General features: G+C 68.0%; 14 protein-coding genes. 8 read left to right on the top strand and 6 right to left on the bottom strand.

Translation table 11 applies throughout. The annotated features are described in order from the left end of the window. Positions 1 to 139 precede the first annotated feature (139 nt). On the bottom strand, positions 140 to 2,467 hold the full coding sequence (locus D5041_RS13440) for an NADP-dependent malic enzyme (protein ID WP_265284918.1): 2,328 nt from the start codon (positions 2,465 to 2,467) through the stop codon (positions 140 to 142). Positions 2,468 to 3,037: 570 nt separating this feature from the next. On the opposite strand from D5041_RS13440, the gene D5041_RS13435 reads away from it, so the two are divergent. The 4 genes from D5041_RS13435 to D5041_RS13420 all read left to right on the top strand — a co-directional run bounded on the left by D5041_RS13435 (position 3,038) and on the right by D5041_RS13420 (position 8,248). Next, a complete protein-coding gene (locus D5041_RS13435; protein ID WP_265284917.1) occupies positions 3,038 to 3,826 on the top strand; it encodes a hypothetical protein in 789 nt (262 codons plus the stop codon). Positions 3,827 to 3,981: 155 nt separating this feature from the next. After that, a complete protein-coding gene (gene clpB, locus D5041_RS13430) occupies positions 3,982 to 6,591 on the top strand; it encodes an ATP-dependent chaperone ClpB (RefSeq protein ID WP_265257067.1) in 2,610 nt (869 codons plus the stop codon). A gap of 60 nt (positions 6,592 to 6,651) precedes the next feature. Continuing rightward, positions 6,652 to 6,993: a hypothetical protein gene (locus D5041_RS13425; protein WP_265284916.1), complete on the top strand. Its 342-nt coding sequence runs from the start codon at positions 6,652 to 6,654 to the stop codon at positions 6,991 to 6,993. Positions 6,994 to 7,051: 58 nt separating this feature from the next. After that, positions 7,052 to 8,248: an FAD-dependent monooxygenase gene (locus tag D5041_RS13420; RefSeq protein WP_265284915.1), complete on the top strand. Its 1,197-nt coding sequence runs from the start codon at positions 7,052 to 7,054 to the stop codon at positions 8,246 to 8,248. Between the two features lie 74 nt (positions 8,249 to 8,322). Here D5041_RS13420 and lolA read toward each other — a convergent pair whose 3' ends face one another. Further along, entirely contained in the window at positions 8,323 to 8,955 is a 633-nt protein-coding gene (lolA, locus tag D5041_RS13415; protein ID WP_265285095.1) for an outer membrane lipoprotein periplasmic chaperone LolA, read from the bottom strand. 40 nt (positions 8,956 to 8,995) lie between these two features. Next, positions 8,996 to 11,335, bottom strand: coding sequence for a DNA translocase FtsK (locus tag D5041_RS22015; protein WP_321162175.1), 2,340 nt, complete (start codon positions 11,333 to 11,335; stop codon positions 8,996 to 8,998). A gap of 104 nt (positions 11,336 to 11,439) precedes the next feature. Between D5041_RS22015 and radA the strand changes: the two genes are divergently transcribed. From radA to D5041_RS13385, 4 genes are all read left to right on the top strand, one after another. Further along, positions 11,440 to 12,813, top strand: a complete 1,374-nt coding sequence (gene radA, locus D5041_RS13400; RefSeq protein WP_265281135.1) for a DNA repair protein RadA — start codon at positions 11,440 to 11,442, stop codon at positions 12,811 to 12,813. Positions 12,814 to 12,963: 150 nt separating this feature from the next. Beyond that, a complete protein-coding gene (locus D5041_RS13395; protein WP_029554025.1) occupies positions 12,964 to 13,680 on the top strand; it encodes a Crp/Fnr family transcriptional regulator in 717 nt (238 codons plus the stop codon). Positions 13,681 to 13,704: 24 nt separating this feature from the next. Beyond that, on the top strand, positions 13,705 to 14,790 hold the full coding sequence (locus tag D5041_RS13390) for a phosphotransferase (protein ID WP_265284914.1): 1,086 nt from the start codon (positions 13,705 to 13,707) through the stop codon (positions 14,788 to 14,790). Positions 14,791 to 14,845: 55 nt separating this feature from the next. After that, complete coding sequence (locus tag D5041_RS13385; protein WP_265281138.1) at positions 14,846 to 16,120, top strand: acyl-CoA dehydrogenase family protein; 1,275 nt, start codon at positions 14,846 to 14,848, stop codon at positions 16,118 to 16,120. 63 nt (positions 16,121 to 16,183) lie between these two features. Here D5041_RS13385 and D5041_RS13380 read toward each other — a convergent pair whose 3' ends face one another. From D5041_RS13380 to D5041_RS13370, 3 genes are all read right to left on the bottom strand, one after another. After that, positions 16,184 to 18,676 carry a penicillin acylase family protein gene (locus D5041_RS13380; protein WP_265284913.1) on the bottom strand — a complete coding sequence of 831 codons (2,493 nt, stop codon included), beginning with the start codon at positions 18,674 to 18,676 and terminating at the stop codon, positions 16,184 to 16,186. A gap of 38 nt (positions 18,677 to 18,714) precedes the next feature. After that, positions 18,715 to 19,695, bottom strand: a complete 981-nt coding sequence (locus tag D5041_RS13375; protein WP_265257077.1) for an LD-carboxypeptidase — start codon at positions 19,693 to 19,695, stop codon at positions 18,715 to 18,717. 78 nt (positions 19,696 to 19,773) lie between these two features. Then, positions 19,774 to 20,247, bottom strand: coding sequence for an Lrp/AsnC family transcriptional regulator (locus D5041_RS13370; protein WP_265285094.1), 474 nt, complete (start codon positions 20,245 to 20,247; stop codon positions 19,774 to 19,776). Positions 20,248 to 20,280 lie beyond the last annotated feature (33 nt).

Below are 20,280 nucleotides of genomic sequence, written 5' to 3'. Positions count from 1 at the left end.
GCCGCAAGTGTGCCGCAACGGCCCCCAAAAAGCAAGCGTCCGCGACCAGGGCCGGGCGCACGCCGTGGGGCCTGGCAAGCCCCCGGAAAGCGGGTGAAAAGATGGGGGAAAAGCAGGCCATTGCTGGCGTTATGAACGCTTAGCGGGCCGCGTTGGCGTCGGCCACCGTGAGCGCTGTCATGTTCACGATGCGCCGCACCGTGGTGCTCGCCGTCAGGATATGTACAGGCTGGGCGGCTCCGAGCAGCATGGGACCGATGGCGATATTGCCGCCAGCTGCCGTTTTCAGCAGGTTGTAGGAAATATTCGCGGCGTCGATGTTGGGCAGCACCAGCAGGTTCGCGTCTCCCACCAATTCGCTGTGCGGCATGGTGGCCGCGCGCGCTTTGCCGTCCAGGGCCACGTCGCCGTGCATTTCGCCGTCCACCTCCAGCCAGGGTGCCTGCACGCGCAGCAATTGCAGCGCCTGGCGCATCTTCAGCGCGCTGGGCTGGTTGCTGCTGCCAAAGTTGGAGTGCGACAAGAGCGCCGCCTTGGGCCGGATGCCAAAGCGCATCATTTCCTCGGCAGCCAGCACGGTGATCTCCGCCAGTTGCTCGGCCGTGGGGTCGTAGTTCACATGCGTGTCCACCAGGAACACCTGGCGCTCGGGCAGCAGCAGGCCGTTCATGCAGGCAAAGTTGTGCACGCCGGCACGCTTGCCGATTACCTGCCCGATGTAATTGAGGTGGTGCGCGGTATGGCCCCAGGTGCCCACGATCAGGCCATCGACCTCGCCCTTGTACAGCAGCATGGCGCCGATCAGGGTCAGGCGGCGGCGCATCTCGATCTTGGCAATCGGCAGCGTCACGCCCTGGCGTTCGGTCATGCGGTGGTAGGTCTGCCAGAACGTGCGGTAGCGGTGGTCTTGCTCCACGTTGACCACGTCGTAGTCGCGCCCCTCCTGCAGGCGCAGGCCGAATTTCTCGGCCCGCTGGGCGATGATCGCCGGGCGGCCGATCAGCGTGGGACGCGCGATGCGCTCGTCGACGACGATCTGTGCGGCGCGCAGCACGCGCTCCTCCTCGCCCTCGGCGTAGGCCACGCGCTTCTTCGCGGCGGCTTTGGCGGCCGTGAAAATGGGCTTCATCATGGTGCCCGAGGCGTAGACGAAGGTCTGCAGGTGATCGCGGTAGGCGTCCATGTCGGCGATGGGGCGCCGGGCCACGCCGCTGTCGGCCGCGGCCTGGGCTACGGCCGGGGCGATCATCATCATCAGCCGCGGGTCGAACGGCTTCGGAATCAGGTACTCGGGGCCAAACGCCAGCGGCTCGCCCGCGTAGGCCGCGGCCACCACCTCGCTCTGCTCGGCCTGGGCCAGCGCGGCAATGGCGTGCACCGCGGCGACCTCCATCTCCGGCGTGATGGTGGTCGCGCCGCTGTCCAGCGCGCCGCGAAAAATATAGGGAAAGCACAGCACGTTGTTCACCTGGTTCGGGTAGTCCGAACGGCCGGTGGCCATGATGGCGTCGTCGCGCACGGCCTTCACCTCCTCGGGCGTAATCTCCGGGTTGGGGTTGGCGAGCGCAAAAATCAGCGGGCGCGGCCCCATCTGGCGCACCATGTCCTGCCGGAGCACGCCGCCGGCGGACAGGCCCAGGAACACATCTGCGCCCTCGATCACCTCGGCCAGCGTGCGTGCGCTGGTTTCTTGGGCAAACACCGCCTTGTCCTCGTCCATGAGTTCCGTGCGGCCTGCATACACCACGCCGGCCAAGTCGGTGACCCAGATGTTTTCACGCGCAATGCCCAGCTTGACCAGCAGCCCCAGACAGGCCAGCGCCGCAGCGCCCGCGCCCGAGGTCACGAGCTTGACCCGGCCCGGGTCCTTGCCGGCCACTTTCAGCCCGTTGAGAATCGCTGCGCCCACCGTGATCGCAGTGCCATGCTGATCGTCATGAAAGACCGGGATCTTCATGCGCTCGCGCAGCTTGCGCTCGACGTAGAAACAGTCGGGCGCCCGGATGTCTTCGAGATTGATGCCACCAAAGGTCGGCTCCAGGCTGGCGATGATCTCCACCAACTTCGCGGGGTCTTTTTCATCGATCTCGATATCGAACACGTCGATTCCCGAGAACTTCTTGAACAGAACGGCCTTGCCCTCCATGACGGGCTTGCCCGCCAGCGGGCCAATATCTCCCAGACCCAGCACGGCCGTGCCGTTGGTCACCACGCCCACCAGATTGCCCCGGCTGGTGTATCTGAACGCGGCATTCGGGTCTTGCACGATCTCCTCGCAGGGAGCCGCGACACCGGGCGAATAGGCCAACGCCAGATCATGCTGGTTCACCATCTGCTTGGTGGCGGCGATGGCGACCTTGCCCGGCTTGGGAAACTCGTGGTATTCGAGCGCGGCGCGGCGCAGCAGTTGGGCGCGCGTGTCCGGACCCTGGTTTGCTGCGTTATGGTCCGGGGTATTTTCGGGCATGCAATGTCTCCAACGCGGGGTGGGGCGAAAACCATGCTGCAGCAGCGCAGACAGGCGGGGTCGCGATTGTAGGGCGCGCCCCACGGGGTATTCTGCCCCGAAAATAGCGGTACAAAATGAAACAGCTGTATCGCGCGTCATGGCAAGGCGCAAACCGCCGTGCGGTCCGGGGCCAGCGTGAAGATTTGCAACGCCACCATGGGTGCGAAGGCACCGGTTCCATGATCCAAGTATTTGCGGGACAGAACATGAGCCCCGGCAGTGCCGGCTGGCCCGCCACAGCCAACGCGCCATGAAAAGCAACGTTCGAGTAACTCGAAGAAAAGAATGAGCAAATGGCGCCGCAAGGCGATCGGCGAAAGCCCGGCTTACAATCGGCGCCGCTGGCCGTTTCGACGCGATGGCCCGACGCGGGCAACACAGCCTCTGTGCGATGGCGGGAATGCGCCTGCCCACGGTGGGATAGTTGCTCAATGTAAGGCACAATGGGCGCTGGTTCCAACTGGGACCTGCGAAAACCCTTGGACAACGCTTTCTTGTTAACTTGTGCGAACGATAATGGAGCAACCCATGCAAAAGCAAATGCCGAAGCAAAAACAAACCTTCCTGGTGGCCCTGGCCATTGCGGCCACAACCCTGCTCACAGCCTGCGGTCCTGGCGGTCCTGGCGGTCCTGATGGTGGCGGCACCGCCGCAACCACCATCAACCCGGCCGACCTCAAAGGGCGCTGGGCGACCCCCAAGGAAGCGACCACGGCCATGACCGCGATCATCATTCCCGACGCCGGAACGGCCAACGTCTGGCTGCTGGCCAACGATTCCAGCCGGCTGGTGAAACTGATGGTGCGCGGTGACGACAGCAGTTCCAACGGCAAATCCTATGCGTTGAGCGCGGACGGCCGCGCCGCCGGGGATGGACAGCCGGTGGTGGGCAAGGCCACCCTGACGGCAACGCCCAAGAGCGTTTCCTTCACGGGAGTGAACGCCACCGTCCTGGCGCTCAACCAAAGCGACGCCTTGGCCGGCCCGGCAGTGCAGGCGGACGTGGCGGGCAGTTGGGACGTGAGCATGAGCAGCGGCAGCAGAAAGGTCCAGTGGTCGCTGGACGCCGCAGGCGCGATCGCATCAACGGATAGCAGTTCGACCACCGGCTGCACCTACACGGGCACCCTGGCCGCAATGACCGACGCCGGCGCGTACAAGGCGCAGTTCAGCGAAGCCTGCCCGGACACGGGTGGAACGAAGACCGTGAATTTCAGCGGAATTGCCACGATCAATCCGGAAAAGAGCCGCCTGACCGTCATCGCGACAAGCGCCGACGACGCCCGGGGCGCAGCGCTGCTCTTCAAGAAGAAGTAAGCGCGCCAGCCAGCCCCAGTGCCCGCCTGCTGCGCAGCAGGCGGGCATGACGCGATCTCCGGTTCATGATGCCCCCTCCCTGCGGCGGCGGGGGCGCTGTCTTGAAATCGGGCAGACGCTGCCCCAAGTGCCCCGCATTCCGGAGGACATGGACCATGCGTCTTGACAAATTCACCACCAAGTTCCAGGAGGCCCTGGGCGACGCCCAGAGCATCGCGCTGGGCAATGACCACGCCTACATCGAGCCCGTGCACCTGCTCGTGGCACTGCTCGGGCAGGACGGTGGCCCCAAGGCGCTGCTGCAGCGCGCCGGCGTGAATGTGCCTGGTTTGCTGGCGGCGGCCGAGGCGGCCGTCAAGCGCCTGCCCCAGGTGCAGGGCAACGAGCAGGTGCAGGGCGGGCCCGAACTGGGCCGCGTGCTGCAGGCGACCGAGAAGGAAGCCATCAAACGCGGCGACCAGTTCATCGCCAGCGAATTGTTCCTGCTGGCCGTGATCGACAGCAAGGGCGAGGCGGCAAAAATCGCCAAGGACCATGGCCTCACGCGCAAGAGCCTGGAGGCCGCGATCGAAGCCGTGCGTGGTGGCCAGAAAATGGACAGCGCCGAGGCCGAAGGCCAGCGCGGCGCGCTGACCAAGTACTGCATGGACCTGACGGAACGCGCACGCCTGGGCAAGCTCGACCCCGTAATCGGCCGCGACGACGAAATCCGCCGCGCGATCCAGGTGCTGCAGCGCCGCACCAAGAACAACCCCGTGCTCATTGGCGAGCCCGGCGTGGGCAAGACGGCCATCGTCGAGGGACTGGCGCAGCGCATCGTCGCCGGCGAGGTGCCCGAGTCGCTCAAGGGCAAGCGCGTGCTGTCGCTCGACATGGCCGCATTGCTGGCGGGCGCCAAGTACCGCGGCGAATTTGAGGAGCGCCTCAAGAGCGTGCTCAACGAACTCGCCAAGGACGAGGGCCAGACCATCGTCTTCATCGACGAACTGCACACCATGGTCGGCGCGGGCAAGGGCGAGGGAGCGATGGACGCGGGCAATATGCTCAAGCCCGCGCTGGCCCGCGGCGAACTGCACTGCGTGGGCGCGACCACGCTCGCCGAGTACCGCAAGTACATCGAAAAAGACGCTGCGCTGGAGCGGCGCTTCCAGAAAATCCTGGTCGGCGAGCCCAGCGTCGAAGCGACCATCGCCATCTTGCGCGGGTTGCAGGAAAAGTACGAGGTGCACCACGGCGTGGACATTACCGACCCGGCGATCGTGGCCGCGGCCGAACTCTCCAACCGCTACATCACGGACCGCTTCCTGCCCGACAAGGCGATCGACCTGATCGACGAGGCCGCGTCCAAGATCAAAATCGAGATGGACTCGAAACCCGAGGCGATGGACCGACTCGACCGCCGCCTGATCCAGTTGCAGATCGAACGCGAAGCCGTGCGCCGCGAAAAGGACGAATCCTCGCAAAAGCGCTTTGCACTGATCGAGCAGGAGATCACCAAGCTGCAAAAGGAAATCGCCGATTACGACGAGATCTGGCAGGCGGAAAAAGCCCAGGCCCAGGGCAGCGCCCAGGTGCGCGAAGCCATTGACAAGCTGCGCTTCCAGATCGAGGAATTCACCCGCAAGGGCGACTTCAACAAGGTCGCCGAACTGCAATACGGCAAGCTGCCCGAACTGGAAAAGCAGCTCAAACAGGCGCAGGCCCAGGAGGCGGGAAAGGACGGCGTGCCCGCCCCCCGCCGCCTGCTGCGCACGCAGGTGGGCGCTGAAGAAATCGCCGAAGTGGTGAGCCGCGCCACGGGAATCCCCGTGGCCAAGATGATGCAGGGCGAGAAAGACAAGCTGCTGCAAATGGAGGCCCGGCTGCACGAGCGCGTGGTCGGTCAGGACGAGGCGATCGCCGCCGTGGCGAACGCCATCCGCCGTTCGCGCTCGGGCCTGTCCGACCCGAGTCGCCCCACGGGATCGTTCCTGTTCCTCGGCCCCACGGGCGTGGGCAAGACCGAACTGTGCAAGGCGCTGGCGGGCTTCCTGTTCGACGGCGAGGACCACCTGATCCGCATCGACATGAGCGAGTTCATGGAAAAGCACTCCGTGGCCCGCCTGATCGGCGCGCCGCCCGGCTACGTGGGCTACGAGGAGGGCGGCCACCTGACCGAGGCCGTGCGCCGCAAGCCCTACAGCGTGCTGCTGCTCGACGAGGTGGAGAAGGCCCACCCCGACGTCTTCAACGTGCTGCTCCAGGTGCTCGACGACGGCCGCCTGACCGACGGCCAGGGCCGCACCGTGGACTTCAAGAACACGGTGATCGTGATGACGAGCAACCTGGGATCGCAGCTCATCCAGGCCATGGTCGGGCAGGACCCGGACGACATCAAGGAGGCCGTCTGGGGCGAACTCAGAGCCCGTTTCCGTCCCGAATTCCTGAACCGGATCGACGAGACGGTGCTGTTCCATGCGCTCGACGCGCAGCACATCGCGTCCATTGCACGCATCCAGTTGCAGGGGCTGCAATCCCGGCTGGCGAAGATGGATCTGGACCTGCAGGTCTCGGACGCGGCCTTGGCGGAATTGGCCAAGGTCGGTTTCGACCCGGTGTTCGGTGCGCGGCCGCTCAAGCGGGCGATCCAGCAACGCATCGAGAACCCGTTGTCCCGGCTGCTGCTGGAAGGGCACTTCCCGCCCAAGAGCGTGATTCCGGTCAGCGTGAACCCGGTGCTCGATCCGGGCGTGTTCCAGTTCGGCAACGCGCCGCAGGGGGGCTGAGCCGGGCCGTGCAGAGAGCCGGGTTAGCCGCGTTCCAGCTTGTTGAAGGAGAGGTGTCGTTTGAAGGCAATCGTTGCGGATCTTTTGCGTGGGGTGGCGGTGCTCATGGGACTGCTCATGGGACTGGTGTTCTTTCTGAGCCTGCTCACGGCCGCCCTGGTGCTGGCTCTGGTGTGGGCGCTGCGCGCCGGGTGGGCGCGGCTCACGGGCCGGCCCGCCACACCCTGGGGGATGCGCGTGGACCCGCGCACGGGGTTCGACAGCGCCTTTCGGGCGACACGGCGCTGGTCCTGGGCTGCGCGCACGGCAGCCGCTGCGCGGGACGAGACCGCAGCGCGCCGCAGCGACGTTCCACCCGAGGCGGGCGGGGTGACGGACGTCGAGCCACGCGAATTGCGCTGACCCGGCACGGCGCAGCCCCCGGCTGGCGCAGTTCCTGACAACGCACCCCACACAGCGCATGAGGAAACAGCTGTTGGTCGCAGGCGGCGGAATTGGCGGCTTGGCTGCGGCCCTGGGCGCATCGCACGCGGGCTGGCAGGTGCGCCTGTACGAGCGCGCCACCGCGTTCAGCGAAGTGGGTGCAGGCGTGCAACTCGGGCCCCATGGGGTGCGCTGTCTGCAGGACTGGGGGTTGGAGCAGCCGCTGCAGGCCGTGGTCTCGCTCCCCGACCGCCTGCAGGTGCGCTGCGCGCTCACGGGCCGGGAACTGGCCGCGCTGCCCCTGGGCCGCACGGCCGCAGAGCGCTACGGCGCCGCCTACGCCACCATCCACCGCGCCGACCTGCACGACCTGCTGCTGACCGCGCTGACCCGCTGCACCGGCGCGCGGCTGCAACTCGGGCAGGCGGTCGAGGACTTTACCGACGCCGATGGCGCCGTCACGCTGCGCACCAACCAGGGCGAGGCCTGGCAGGGTGACGCGCTCATTGGCGCCGACGGCCTGTGGAGCCGCACGCGCGCCCGGCTGCTGGGCGCCGCGCCGCCGCGCGTGACGGGCCACCTGGCGTACCGCGCCCTGGTGCCGCAGTCTGCGCTGCCCGACGCCCTGCGCACCGGCCACGTCAGCGTCTGGCTCGGCCCGCGCCTGCACGCCGTGCAGTACCCGGTGCGCCGGGGCGAACTGCAGAACCTGGTGCTCATCGTGCAAGGTCCCGCGCCGCAAGATCTGGAAAACTGGGACCACGCCGCCAACGCCGCCGGGCTCGAACAGGCCCTGCAAGGCTGCTGCCGTGCGTTGCAGGATCTGGTGCACAGCGTGAGCGCAGCCGGCGGCCCCGGTTGGCGCCTGTGGCCGCTGTGCGACCGCCCCCCGGTGCGCAGCGCCGACGAGATGGCACGCGGACTGGTAGGGCTGCTGGGCGACGCCGCCCACCCCATGCCCCCTTACCTGGCGCAGGGCGCCGGCATGGCGCTCGAAGACGCGCACGCATTGCAGCGCGCGTTGGGCATGCACGCGCTCGACGTTCCGCAGCGCCTGCGCCGCTACGCCCTCAGCCGCTGGCAGCGCAACGCGCGCGTACAGGCCCGCTCGATACGCAACGGCCGCATCTTCCACGCCACCGGCCCCCTGCGCCGGGGACGTGATTTGGCGCTGCGCCTGCTGGGGGAACGGCTGCTGGACATGCCCTGGCTGTACCGGGGCGACGGACCATGAGCGCCTCCATGGACGCGCCCCCGCCCAAGCCCCCACAAGCCCTCGCGCGCCGCTTCCGGGAAGCGAATCCCTTCCTACTGCTGCACCACATCCGCCCCGGCGGGTGGCTTGAACTGGAAGGTATTCGCCGGTAGCGCCACGTTCGCCTGCATGCCGGTGAAGCGGATCACCGAGCGCTGGCCCAGGCCGTCGAGGATGTCGAGCGTCGCCAGTTGCTCGCCGGCAAAGCCCACGCGCACGCTCTTGATCTGGCCGTCCGGGGTTCTGGGGCTGGCCTGCACCCAGTGCAGGCCGTCCTGGTCGGGCACGGCTTCGAGCGTGAATTCGGATTGCAGCGCCGACAGGTCGGGCGCCGAGGCCAGCAGGGCCGCCGGTGTGCTGCCCAGCGCCTGGGCCTGCGCGCGCCGGGTGACCTGGTTCAGGTCCACGTCGTAGATCCACAGGGTCTGCCCGTCGGCGACGATGGTCTGCTCGAAGGGCTTTTTGTAGACGAATTTGAAGCGCCCCGGGCGCTGGAACGCAAAGCTGCCGCTGGAGCTTTGGGTGCGCGCCGTTTGCCCGTCCTTCGCAGGCGAGGTCACGGTCTGGATGAAGTCGGCCCGGCCCCGCTGCGTTCCCTTCATGAAGGATTCCAGACTTTTGAGTCCGTCGGCGCCGGCCGACGCGGCAGCGGTGGCGAGCAGGAGCGTGGTGGCGATGTTTTTCAACAAGGACTCTCTCCCCGGGATGGGCAAGGGGTTGCGGGCCTCATTCCCCGTTGCGCCCCGGAACCAGCACGTCGCGCTGGCCGCCGCTGGTCAGGCCGCTGACCAGACCCGCTTTTTCCATGTCTTCGAGCAGGCGCGCCGAGCGGTTGTAGCCGATGCGCAGCTTGCGCTGCACGTAGGAGATGCTCGCCTTGCGGTCCTTGAGGACGATTTCCACGGCTTGGTCGTACATGGGGTCCTTCTCCCCCCCGCCCTCGCTGCCCCCGTTGCCGGACACGTCCGCTTCGCCGTCCACGCTGGCCCCTTCGAGCACGCCGTCGACATAGTCGGGCTCGCCCTGCTCCTTGATGTAGCTGACGACGCGGTGCACCTCCTCGTCCGAGACGAACGCGCCGTGGACGCGCTGCGGCAGGCCCGTGCCGCTGGCCATGTAGAGCATGTCGCCCATGCCGAGCAAGGCTTCGGCGCCCATCTGGTCGAGGATGGTGCGGCTGTCGATCTTGCTGCTCACCTGGAAGGCGATGCGCGTGGGGATGTTCGCCTTGATCAGACCCGTGATCACGTCCACGCTGGGGCGCTGCGTGGCCAGGATGAGGTGGATTCCGGCGGCGCGCGCCTTTTGGGCGAGGCGCGCGATCAGCTCTTCGATTTTCTTGCCCACGACCATCATCAGGTCGGCGAGTTCGTCGATCACCACCACGATGTACGGCAGACGCTGCAGCGCTTCGGGCGCGTCCGGGGTGAGGCTGAAGGGGTTGTGGATGGATTCCTGGCGTGCCCGGGCGTCGTCGATCTTCTGGTTGTAGCCCGCCAGGTTGCGCACGCCCAGCCGGCTCATGAGCTTGTAGCGCCGCTCCATCTCGGCGACGCACCAGCTCAGGCCATTCGCTGCCTGCTTCATGTCGGTGACCACGGGCGCGAGCAGGTGCGGAATGCCTTCGTAGACCGACATTTCCAGCATCTTGGGGTCGATCATCAACAGGCGCACGTCGCGCGCCTCGGCCTTGTAGAGCAGCGAGAGGATCATGGCGTTGAGCCCCACCGACTTGCCCGAACCGGTGGTTCCGGCGACCAGCACGTGCGGCATCCGGGCCAGGTCCGCGACCACCGGCTTGCCCACGATGTCCTTGCCCAGGCCCATGGTGAGCAGGCTCTTGGCCTCGTGGTAGACCTGCGAGCCGAGAATCTCGGACAGGCGGATCGACTGGCGCCTGGCGTTGGGCAATTCCAGCGCCATGAAGTTCTTGCCCGGAATGGTCTCCACCACGCGGATCGACACCAGACTCAACGAGCGCGCCAGATCCTTGGCCAGGCCCACGATCTGCGCGCCCTTGACGCCGGTGGCCGGTTCGATCTCGTAGCGCGTGATCACGGGGCCGGGCATGGCGGCCACCACGTGCACTTCGACGCCAAAGTCCTTGAGCTTTTTCTCGATCAGCCGGCTGGTCATCTCCAGCGTCTCGGGGGCCACGCTTTCCTGGCGCAGCAGCGGGTCGTCGAGCAGGTCCACCAGGGGCAGCCGGCTGTCGGGCATTTCGCTGAACAGCGGCTTTTGCCGCTCCTTGACCACCCGGCTGCTGGGCAGCACGTTGGCCGGCGGTGGCTCGACGATCTGCACCGGCCGGGGCGGCGGCTCGTCGATCCCGGTACGCTCTTCGAGCGCCACCTCCTCTTCCCGTTCCCGCGCCGCCATGCGGCCCACGGCCAGATCCCGGGCCGCCTCGCGCCGCGCCAGCAGGGACTGCACCAGGGCGTCGATGCCCCTGCCGAGCGACTCCGCCGCGTGGCCCCATGAAAAGCGGAACACCAGCGCGACCCCGAGCACCACCAGCACGATGGCCAGCAGGCCGGAGCCCGTGAACCCCAGCCATTGCACGCTCGCGGGCCCCACGACGGCGCCCAGAACGCCCCCGGCAGGCCCTGGCAGAAAGGACTCCAGGCGGTACAGGCGCGACCATTCCAGCGCCGTGCTGGCACCCGTCAGCAGCGCCAGCCCCGCCCAGAAGGCGCTTTGGTGCAGCGCCCCGGCCGCGGCTTCGCCGCCGCGCATCCAGCGCGCCAGGGACGACAGCCAGGCGCGCGCGCCGGCCGCCACGCACCACCACACGGAAAAGCCCAGCGCGTAGTAGCTGCCGTCGGCCAGCCAGGCGCCGAAACGGCCTGCCCAATTGGCGATCGTGCGGGAATCGTGCGCGCCGGAAGTGGACCAGGCAACGTCCTGCGCCGAATGGCTGGCCAGCGCGATCAGCCAGAAAACCAGCGCCAGCAGGCCCAGCAGCAGGCCGATTTCATGGCCGAAATGGGGGGCGCCCGTGCGCGCAGAAGGTTTCGGCGGCTTGGTTGCAGACGATGCGTTCAGGGTATGCAGGGAATAGGTCATAAGCGTTGCGGGCAAGCTTACTCCATGCGCCGGGCCTGGCGCGGGTGCTGGCCGCTATAGTCTCCCGTCTGCGGCGCCGTTTGCGCCACTGCCTCCCCACCCCCATGGCCAAAACCATTTTTACCTGCACCGAGTGCGCGGGCACCAGCCCCCGTTGGCTCGGCAAATGCCCTGCATGCGGCGCCTGGAACACCCTGATCGAGGCGCAGGCCGACGCCGGGCCGGGCAGGAACCGCTACGCTGCGCCCCGGTTCTCCGGCCTGGCGCAGGGGCAGGCCGTGATGCCGTTGTCGGCCATCAAGGCCAGCGAGGTGCAGCGCAGCCCGAGCGGCATCGGCGAACTCGACCGCGTGCTCGGCGGTGGCATCGTGGCCGGCGGCGTGGTCCTGATCGGGGGCGATCCGGGAATCGGCAAGTCCACCCTGCTGTTGCAGGCGCTCGACGCGCTGCAGCGCGCCAACCTGCCCACGCTGTACGTCACCGGCGAGGAAAGCGGCGCCCAGGTGGCCCTGCGCTCGCGCCGCCTGGGGCTGGAGCACAGCCAGGTCAACGTGCTCGCCGAGATCCAGCTGGAAAAAATCCTGTCCGCCGTGGATTCCATGCGGCCCACGGTCGCGGTGATCGACTCCATCCAGACGGTCTACTCCGAGCAGCTCACGTCCGCACCCGGTTCGGTGGCGCAGGTGCGCGAATGCGCGGCGCATCTCACGCGCGCGGCCAAGGCCCTCGGGGTGGCGATCGTGCTCGTCGGCCACGTGACCAAGGAGGGCGCGTTGGCCGGGCCGCGCGTCCTGGAGCATATGGTGGACACGGTGCTGTACTTCGAGGGCGACACCCACAGCCCGTTCCGGCTGGTGCGCGCCGTGAAGAACCGCTTTGGCGCGGTGAACGAGATCGGCGTGTTCGCCATGACCGAAAAGGGCCTCAAGGGGGTGAGCAACCCGAGTGCCATCTTTCTGAGCCAGCACAGCGAGCCCGTTGCGGGCAGTTGCGTGCTGGTGACGCTCGAAGGCACGCGCCCGCTGCTGGTGGAGATACAGGCGCTGGTGGACAGCGGCGGCCCGAGCCCGCGCCGCCTGAGCGTGGGGCTGGACAGGGACCGGCTGGCGATGCTGCTGGCTGTTTTGCACCGCCACGCGGGCGTGGCCTGCATGGACCAGGACGTGTTCGTCAACGCCGTGGGCGGGGTGCGCATCAGCGAGCCCGCCGCCGACCTGGCCGTGCTCCTGTCCATCACCTCCAGCCTGCGCGGCAAGGCGCTTCCGCGGGGCTTTCTCGCGTTTGGCGAGGTCGGACTGGCGGGAGAGGTCCGGCCTGCGCCGCGGGGCCAGGAGCGCCTCAAGGAAGCCGCCAAGCTGGGCTTTTGCACGGCCGTGGTGCCGCGGGCGAACGCGCCCAAGAAACCGGTGCCGGGGCTGAGCATTCACGCGGTGGAGCGGGTGGAAGAGGCCCTGGACGTGGTGCGTGGTCTGGGCTGATCGCTTCACTGGCAGAGCATCCGCAGATCGCGTCCTTGCACCGGAATGCAGGGCTGCCGTGGTACAAGAGCGGGTGACGCCCCGGGGACGCAGCGCGAAGCATCCCTTACATGACAATTGGCAATTTTCCAGTCACGAAAAAGACAGGCTATGGACGATCCGATTCTTACAATTGACGAACGTGAAGCGATCAATTCAGGTCGCTGGTTTGCATCTCTTTCTGCTTCGCTACGCCACGACATCCTCCGATGTTCACACGTCAAACGCTTTCGGGACGGCGTGCTCATTGCCGCACGCGGGAATCCGCCCGTGGAGTGGGTCGCTTGCGCCAGGGGTGCGGTGCGGGTGTGCTCTACGACCCCCTCGGGCCGGCAGATCACGCTGACATACCTGGAGCCCGGCATCTGGTTCGGCGACGTGGCGATCTTCGACGGGGATCGGCGCACGCACGACGCCTACGCGCAGGGCGATACCTCGCTCCTGTGCGTGCCCAAGGAGGATTTTCGGAAAATCCTGTCCGATCATCCCGAGCTCTACGAGGCCTTGCTGCGCTTGCAAGCAAGGCGCATCCGCCAGCTCTACAGCCTGGTGGAGGACCTCAATACCCTGCCCCTGCGCGCACGTCTGGCCAAGCAGCTCGTGTACCTGACGCGCAGCTACGGCGTACCGATCCTGCCCGAGCGCCGCGAGTTGCGCATCAGCCTGCAATTGGCACAGGAAGATCTGGCCCAGTTGCTGGGTGCATCGCGTCAGCGGGTGAACCAGGAGCTCAAGTTCATGGAGCGCGAGGAGATCCTCCGCATCGAGTGGAGCAGTCTGGTGGTGCGCGATCGCCAAGCCCTGGAGCGCCTTGCCGGAACCAGCTGAGCCCGCGCCGAACCGCTCGCCGCGATGAGCCACTTTGACCATTTCGTCGGCACCCGTCCGGTGGCCGATCGGCATGCTTTCGACGTCGGCGCACTCACGGCCTGGCTCACGCAGAACATGCAGGGGTTCTGCGGCCCGTTGGCGGTGGAGATGTTCAAGGGCGGGCAGTCCAACCCCACCTACAAGCTCATCACCCCCGGCGCGGATTACGTGCTGCGCGCCAAGCCCGCTGCAGCGGCCCAACTCCTGCCCTCGGCGCACGCCATCGAACGCGAATTCACCGTGATGCGCGGCCTGCATGGAACGGACGTTGCGGTGCCGCGCATGCATGTGCTGTGCGAGGACGAATCGGTCATTGGCCGCACCTTCTACGTGATGGAGTGCATGCAGGGCCGCGTGCTCTGGGACCAATCCCTGCCCGGCATGGCGCCGGCGCAGCGCAGCGCCATCTACGACGAGATGAACCGTGTGCTCGCAGCGCTGCACACGGTGAAATTCGCGGACCGGGGCCTGGCCAGCTACGGCAAACCCGGCAACTACTTTGCCCGGCAGATCGGCCGCTGGAGCAAGCAGTACCTGGCTTCCATCACGCAGCCCATCGAAGAGATGGACCGGCTCATGCAATGGCTGCCCGCGCACATGCCCGCCAGCGCGCGCGACGAGAACCAAGTGTCCATCGTGCATGGCGACTTCCGGCTGGACAACCTCATGTTCCACCCCGGCGAGCCGCGCATCATCGCCGTGCTCGACTGGGAACTGTCCACGCTGGGCCACCCGCTGGCCGACTTGGGCTACCACTGCATGGCCTGGCATGTTCCCCCCGCGCTGGGCCGCGGGATCGCGGGGCAGGACCTGGCCGCACTCGGCATCCCCAGTGAAAACGATTACATCCGGCGCTACTGCGAACGCACGAAAATGGCCACGCCCGAGGCACTGCGCGCCGACTGGAACTTCTACCTCGCCTACGGCATGTTCCGCGTCGCCGCCATCTTGCAGGGCATAGCCAAGCGCGTCGAGGCCGGCACCGCATCCAGCGCCCAGGCCAAGGCATCGGGAGAGGGGGCGCGGCCCATGGCGCAACTGGCTTGGTCGTTCGCACAACGCGGCTGACGGTGAGCGCAATCTGCGCACCCCGGCCGCACGGATTTTTTGTTGGAGGCAAGCCATGGACTTTGATTACTCCCCCAAGACCCGGGAACTGCGGGCCCGACTGCTCCAGTTCATGGACGAGCACATCTACCCCGCAGAAGCCACGTACAGCGCCGAACTGGCGGCCAACACCGCAGCCGGCAAGCGCTGGTCGGCGCTGGCCACGATCGAACACCTCAAACCCAAGGCCCGGGCTGCCGACCTGTGGAACCTGTTCCTGCCGATCGACAGCGCCACCGTCTTGGGCTACGAAGGCGCCGGACTCACGAACCAGGAATACGCGCCGCTGGCCGAAATCATGGGCCGTGTGCCCTGGGCCAGCGAGGTTTTCAACTGCTCGGCGCCGGACACGGGAAACATGGAAACCATTGCGCGCTACGGCGACGATGCCAGCAAGGTCCGCTGGCTCGGGCCCCTGCTCGAAGGCCGGATCCGCTCCGCATTCGCCATGACCGAGCCCGAGGTGGCGTCCAGCGACGCAACGAACATCGCCACCCGGATCGAGCGCCAGGGCGACGAGTACGTGATCGACGGCCACAAGTGGTGGATCTCCGGCGCTGCCGACCCGCGCTGCGCGGTGTTCGTGACCATGGGCAGGACGAACCCCGACGCGCCCCGGCATGCGCAGCAGAGCATGCTGCTGGTGCCTGCGGACGCCAAGGGAATCACCATCGTCCGCCCGCTCAACGTGCTGGGCTACGACGACGCACCGCACGGCCATGTGGAAATGCTGTTCGACGGCGTGCGCGTTCCCGTCGGCAACATCCTGCTCGGCGAGGGCTGCGGCTTCGAGATTGCCCAGGGCCGCCTGGGTCCGGGCCGCATCCACCACTGCATGCGCCTGATCGGCATGGCCGAACGCGCGCTGGAACTGATGTGCAAGCGCGCCGCGTCGCGCACCGCCTTTGGCCGGACGGTGGCGCAGCAGACCGTGACGCAGGAGCGCATCGCCGAAGCGCGTTGCAAGATCGACATGGCCCGCCTGCTCACGCTCAAGGCCGCCTGGTTGATGGACGTGGCGGGCAACAAGGCCGCCAAGACCGAAATCGCCATGATCAAGGTGGTCGCACCGAACATGGCCTGCCAGGTCATCGACTGGGCCATCCAGGCGCACGGCGGCGGCGGCATGTGCGACGACTTCCCCCTGGCCTACGCCTACGTGCATGCGCGCACGCTGCGCTTTGCCGATGGTCCGGACGAGGTGCACCGCAACGCGATCGCCAAGTGGGAGCTTGGCCGCTACGGCGCCGATGGCCACGCCGCCGCCGTGCCGGTGACGCGCGGCTGTTGATCGGGGATCGAGGCCGCGGCCGGCGGGCCGCTTGCTTGCGCAGCCGGCATCAGGATGGGTTTGTCACTGCCCAGCCGGCGCCAAGGTCAGCGCGTGCGCCCAGCGCTCCGGCCGGAGTTGCAGCGCGCGGTAGCCCCCCTGGGCCCAGGCGGCGCGCATGTCGCGGTAGCGGGGCGAGAACACCAGCCCGCTCTGGCCACTTTGGTAGATGAAGAGCGAGCGCTCCAGGTCCGCGAGGTCGTAGACCGCGCGCAGCGAGGCCGCGTGGCGGTTGACGAACGGCTGGTCTTGGTCCGCGTCGTACTTTCCCGCGTTCACGGTGTATGCGTCTCCGGGCGAGGGGACGCTCAGGTCGAAAAAGCGCGCCAGCAGCGGCACCTTGTCGAGTGGCCGGTGCACGCTCAGCGCCGGGTGCGCCCTGCCCCAGCGCCACCGGGCCGGGTCGGCGCCGTAGGCCGCCTGCAAGCGCCCGAGCGCGCGGCCCAGCGCGGCGGCGGACTGTTCGGCGCAGGACATGGGCTGGCACCACCAGCGGTCATCGCGCTCCAGAATGCCCTCCAGCGCGGCCCGGTAATCGCGCTTGCCGTAGGTGCTGGCAAAGCGCGCCTGGCCGATGCGCGCGGCGATCACGCCGCGCGCGAGTTCGTCCACCCAGGCAGCAAATACCAGCGGCGCGGCGCGGTCGGCGTCCATCACCCCGTCAAAGCCCTGGAGCTGCGCCTGCGCGGCCGCGGCCAGCGGGTGCGCCGAGCGGGCACGCAGCAGGTGCGGCAGCAGCCGGCGCGTGGCCAACGAGCGCACGTCGTGCTGCATCGCCTGCATGCTCGCGGTGTCGTGCTTTTCGGTGGCCTCGATGAGCTGCACGATGCGCTCGTAGCGGTAGGGCAGCGCCCAGTCCTGCGTGAGGTAGTGCGGAGAGTCCGGCGCCGTCACGCGCTGGTTCGCCGTCGCCACCCAGCCCCGGGCGCCGTCGTCGCGCGGGGTTTGCGCACGCGCCAACCAGCCCTGCCAGTCGTAGCGCGCGTCCCAGCCGGGCGACGGGGCCACGCCGCGGATGTCGTTGCCCGCAGCGCGCAACGGCACCCGGCCCACGGCCTGGAAGCGGATGCGGCCCTGGTCGTCGGCCGCGAGCACGTTCTGCATCGGCGAGTGGTGGTGCTCCAGGGCCTGGAACAGCGCGTCCACGGTTTGCGCCTGGTTGCTTTGCAGGCCCGCGAACACGCTCTGGTTGTCGGCGTCGAGCGCGCTCCAGCGCAGCGCGAGCACGTATTTGTCCAGGTTCAGCAGGTCGGCGTGCGACTTTTGCGCGTCGCTGAGTACCGGGCCATGGCGGGTGCTGCGTACCACGTGCAGCACGTCCGCAGCGCCCTTCACGCGAATCCTCTCGGTGCGCAGCGTGAACCGCGCCCAGCCCTCGGGCGTGCGGTACTGCGTGGCGTCTGCCGGGTTGATTTGCTCCAGATACAGGTCCTGCACGTCGGGGCCGGTGTTGGTAAAGCCCCAGGCGACATGGCCGGTGCGGCCGAGCACCACGAAGGGCAGACCGGGCAAGGTGGCACCGACCACGTCGATGGGGGCGATCGGCGTTCCGTCCGAGGCCCTGCCCGCAGGCGCCCGAAGCGCGGCGAAGTACCAGACGGCGGGCACCGAGAGTTCCAGGTGCGGGTCGTTGGCGAGCAGCGGCTTGCCGCTGACCGTGCGCGTTCCCGCGAGCACCCAGTTGTTGCTGCCCCGGCCCTCGCTGCTGCCGGCGTTGCGCGTGAGTTCGTCGGACCAGGCGAGCATGCCGGCGCCGATCCGCGGGGACGGCGCCGCCGCCTGCGCTTGCAGGCGGCGGGCGTCCTCGGCCTGCGGCGCCGTCTCCCGGTAGACCCCCCACTGGCGGTACAGCGCGGCCAGGTCGGCCGAGGCTGCGGGCCGCTCGCCCGGGTAGGGCGGCATGAGCTGCCACAGGCGCCCGGTGTCCAGCGTCCTGGCAAGTGCCAGGCGCGCAAACTCGTTGCCCCAGTTACCGCCCAGGTCCAGCGCCATCATCAGCGCCCAGCCCACGCTGTCCTCGGGCTCCCAGGCAGCGCCCTGCACGCCCAGGATATGGAACTCGGGCGGCAACGCCTGGGGGCGGTCGCGGTGAAAGGCCCGTATGCCCTGGCTATAGGCTTGCAGCGCCTCCCGGGCGTACAGCGGCAGCCCTTGGTACTGGCGCCGGGCGGCGCCCATGATGTCCAGCGTACGCATGAGCTTGTCCGTCGCGAGCGTCGCCGCGCCGAATATCCCGGACAGCTCGCCGTGCATCACGCGGCGGTTGAATTCCAGCTGCCAGCTGCGCTCCTGCGCGTGCACATAGCCCATGGCGAACCAGGCGTCCTGCGGGGTCTGCGCGCGGATATGCGTCACGTCGGCGGCATCGCGCAGCACCCGCACGGCCGCGCGCAGTCCGGTCACCTGGAGCGTGCCGTCGAGCACCGCGAGGCTGCGCCGCGCATAGACCGCCGCGCCCGACCCCGCGAGCAGCGCCAGCGCCAGCGAAACGACGGCGGTCCATCTGATCCATGCCATGGTGTTCATCTCCTGTCGTCGTTTGTCGTTTCGGCGGCTCAGTGCCGGTGTCCCCAGTGGATCAGCGCGTCGCGCTCCTGCACCGAGAGCGACACCGTGGCGCCGACGGGCAACAGCACCTTGGTCGCCACATGCCCGAACGGCAGGCCGGTGAGCACCGGCGCCTTGATCCGGCTGCGCAACCAGTCGATCACCGATTGCAGCCTGTAGCCCCGGTCATGCGGCGCCAGCCGGAAATCGGTGAACTGCCCCAGCACGACGGCCCTTTGCCGGGCCAGCACACCGGCGTGCAGCAGTTGGGTGAGCAGGCGTTCGATGCGGTAGGGGTGCTCTTGCACGTCCTCCAGAAACAGCACGCCGCCCGACAGGTCCGGCAAGTACGGCGTTCCCAGCAGCGACGCCAGCACGCACAGATTGCCACCCCACAGGGTCGCGCGCTTCAGGTGCAAATTCGGCACCGCGGGCCGGCCGGTGGCGGCGTCGGGCCGGGCGCGCGGCAGGCGCCAGCCGACGCCCTCGCCATGGCCGGCGAGCAGGTCGTCAAAGCAGGCCTGCATGATCTCGTCGGGTTCGTCGGCGACGCCAAAATCGGCGCCCAGCGCCGGCCCGGCCCAGCTGCGGGCGCCGGTCCGCGCGAGCAGCGCCAGCTGGAAGGCCGTGAAATCGCTCAGCCCCACGAAATGCGTTCCCCGGGCGATGGCCCGGGCGACCGCCTTGTAGCGTATTCCCGGCAGGATGCGCGTGAGGCCGTAGCCGCCGCGCGAGATCAGCGCCACGTCGGCGCCGCTGGCCGCGGCGCGGTGGATCGCGGCCAGGCGCGTGGCGTCGTCGCCCGCAAAGCGCGTGTGGCTCGCCAGCGCGTCGGCGTCAATCTCCACCGTGTGGCCCCGGGCCCGCAAGCGGGCGACGCCGCGCCGGAACGCGGCCCTGTCGCGCACCGCGCTGGAGGGGGAGTAGATATAGATGTGCCTGGGAGCGTGCGCATGCCCGCACTGCGAAGGGTCGTGGTGGTCGTGCAAGATGCTCGGGCCCGCGCCGGGCCCGCTCCATTGAACAGCGGTTGTCGCGAAGTATTCCATAGCCCGCGCAGCGCTCCCTCAGTCGCGCTGCGCGGGCACCACGACCTTGGTCACGACGTAGCTGAAATAGCGCTCGATGCCGATCTGCGCGTCGAGCAAGCGGTCGATCAGGCGCTGGTAGCTGCCGATGTCGGGAACCACCACGCGCATGATGTAGTCGATGTCGCCGCCGGTTGCGTCGCAGGCCACGATGCACGGCTCCTGCGCAATGGCTTCTTCAAAGCGGCGGAAGTCGGCCTGCTGGTGGCTCCTGAGGCTGAGCTCGACGATAATCGCCGCGCGTGGTGCGTCGGCCTCCAAGTCGACGATCGCGGTATAGCCCTTGATCACACCTGCGGCCTCGAGTCGCCGCAGGCGCTCCCAGCACGCTGCGGGCGAGAGTGCAACCGTCTCCGCGAGCTTCAATTTGGTCATGCGACCGTCCTGCCGCAGCGCCACGACGATCTTCAGATCGATGGCATCGAGCTTCAATTTCGGCGACTGGGCGGGCATGGTGTCATGAATGACCTGTTTCAGGAACGGGAT

The sequence above is a fragment of the Verminephrobacter aporrectodeae subsp. tuberculatae genome (assembly GCF_026127385.1).
In the GTDB taxonomy this organism is placed as follows: Bacteria; Pseudomonadota; Gammaproteobacteria; order Burkholderiales; family Burkholderiaceae_C; genus Acidovorax; species Acidovorax aporrectodeae.
Note: the sequence above shows the minus strand (reverse complement) of the source record. Positions and strands in the feature narration are given on the sequence as shown.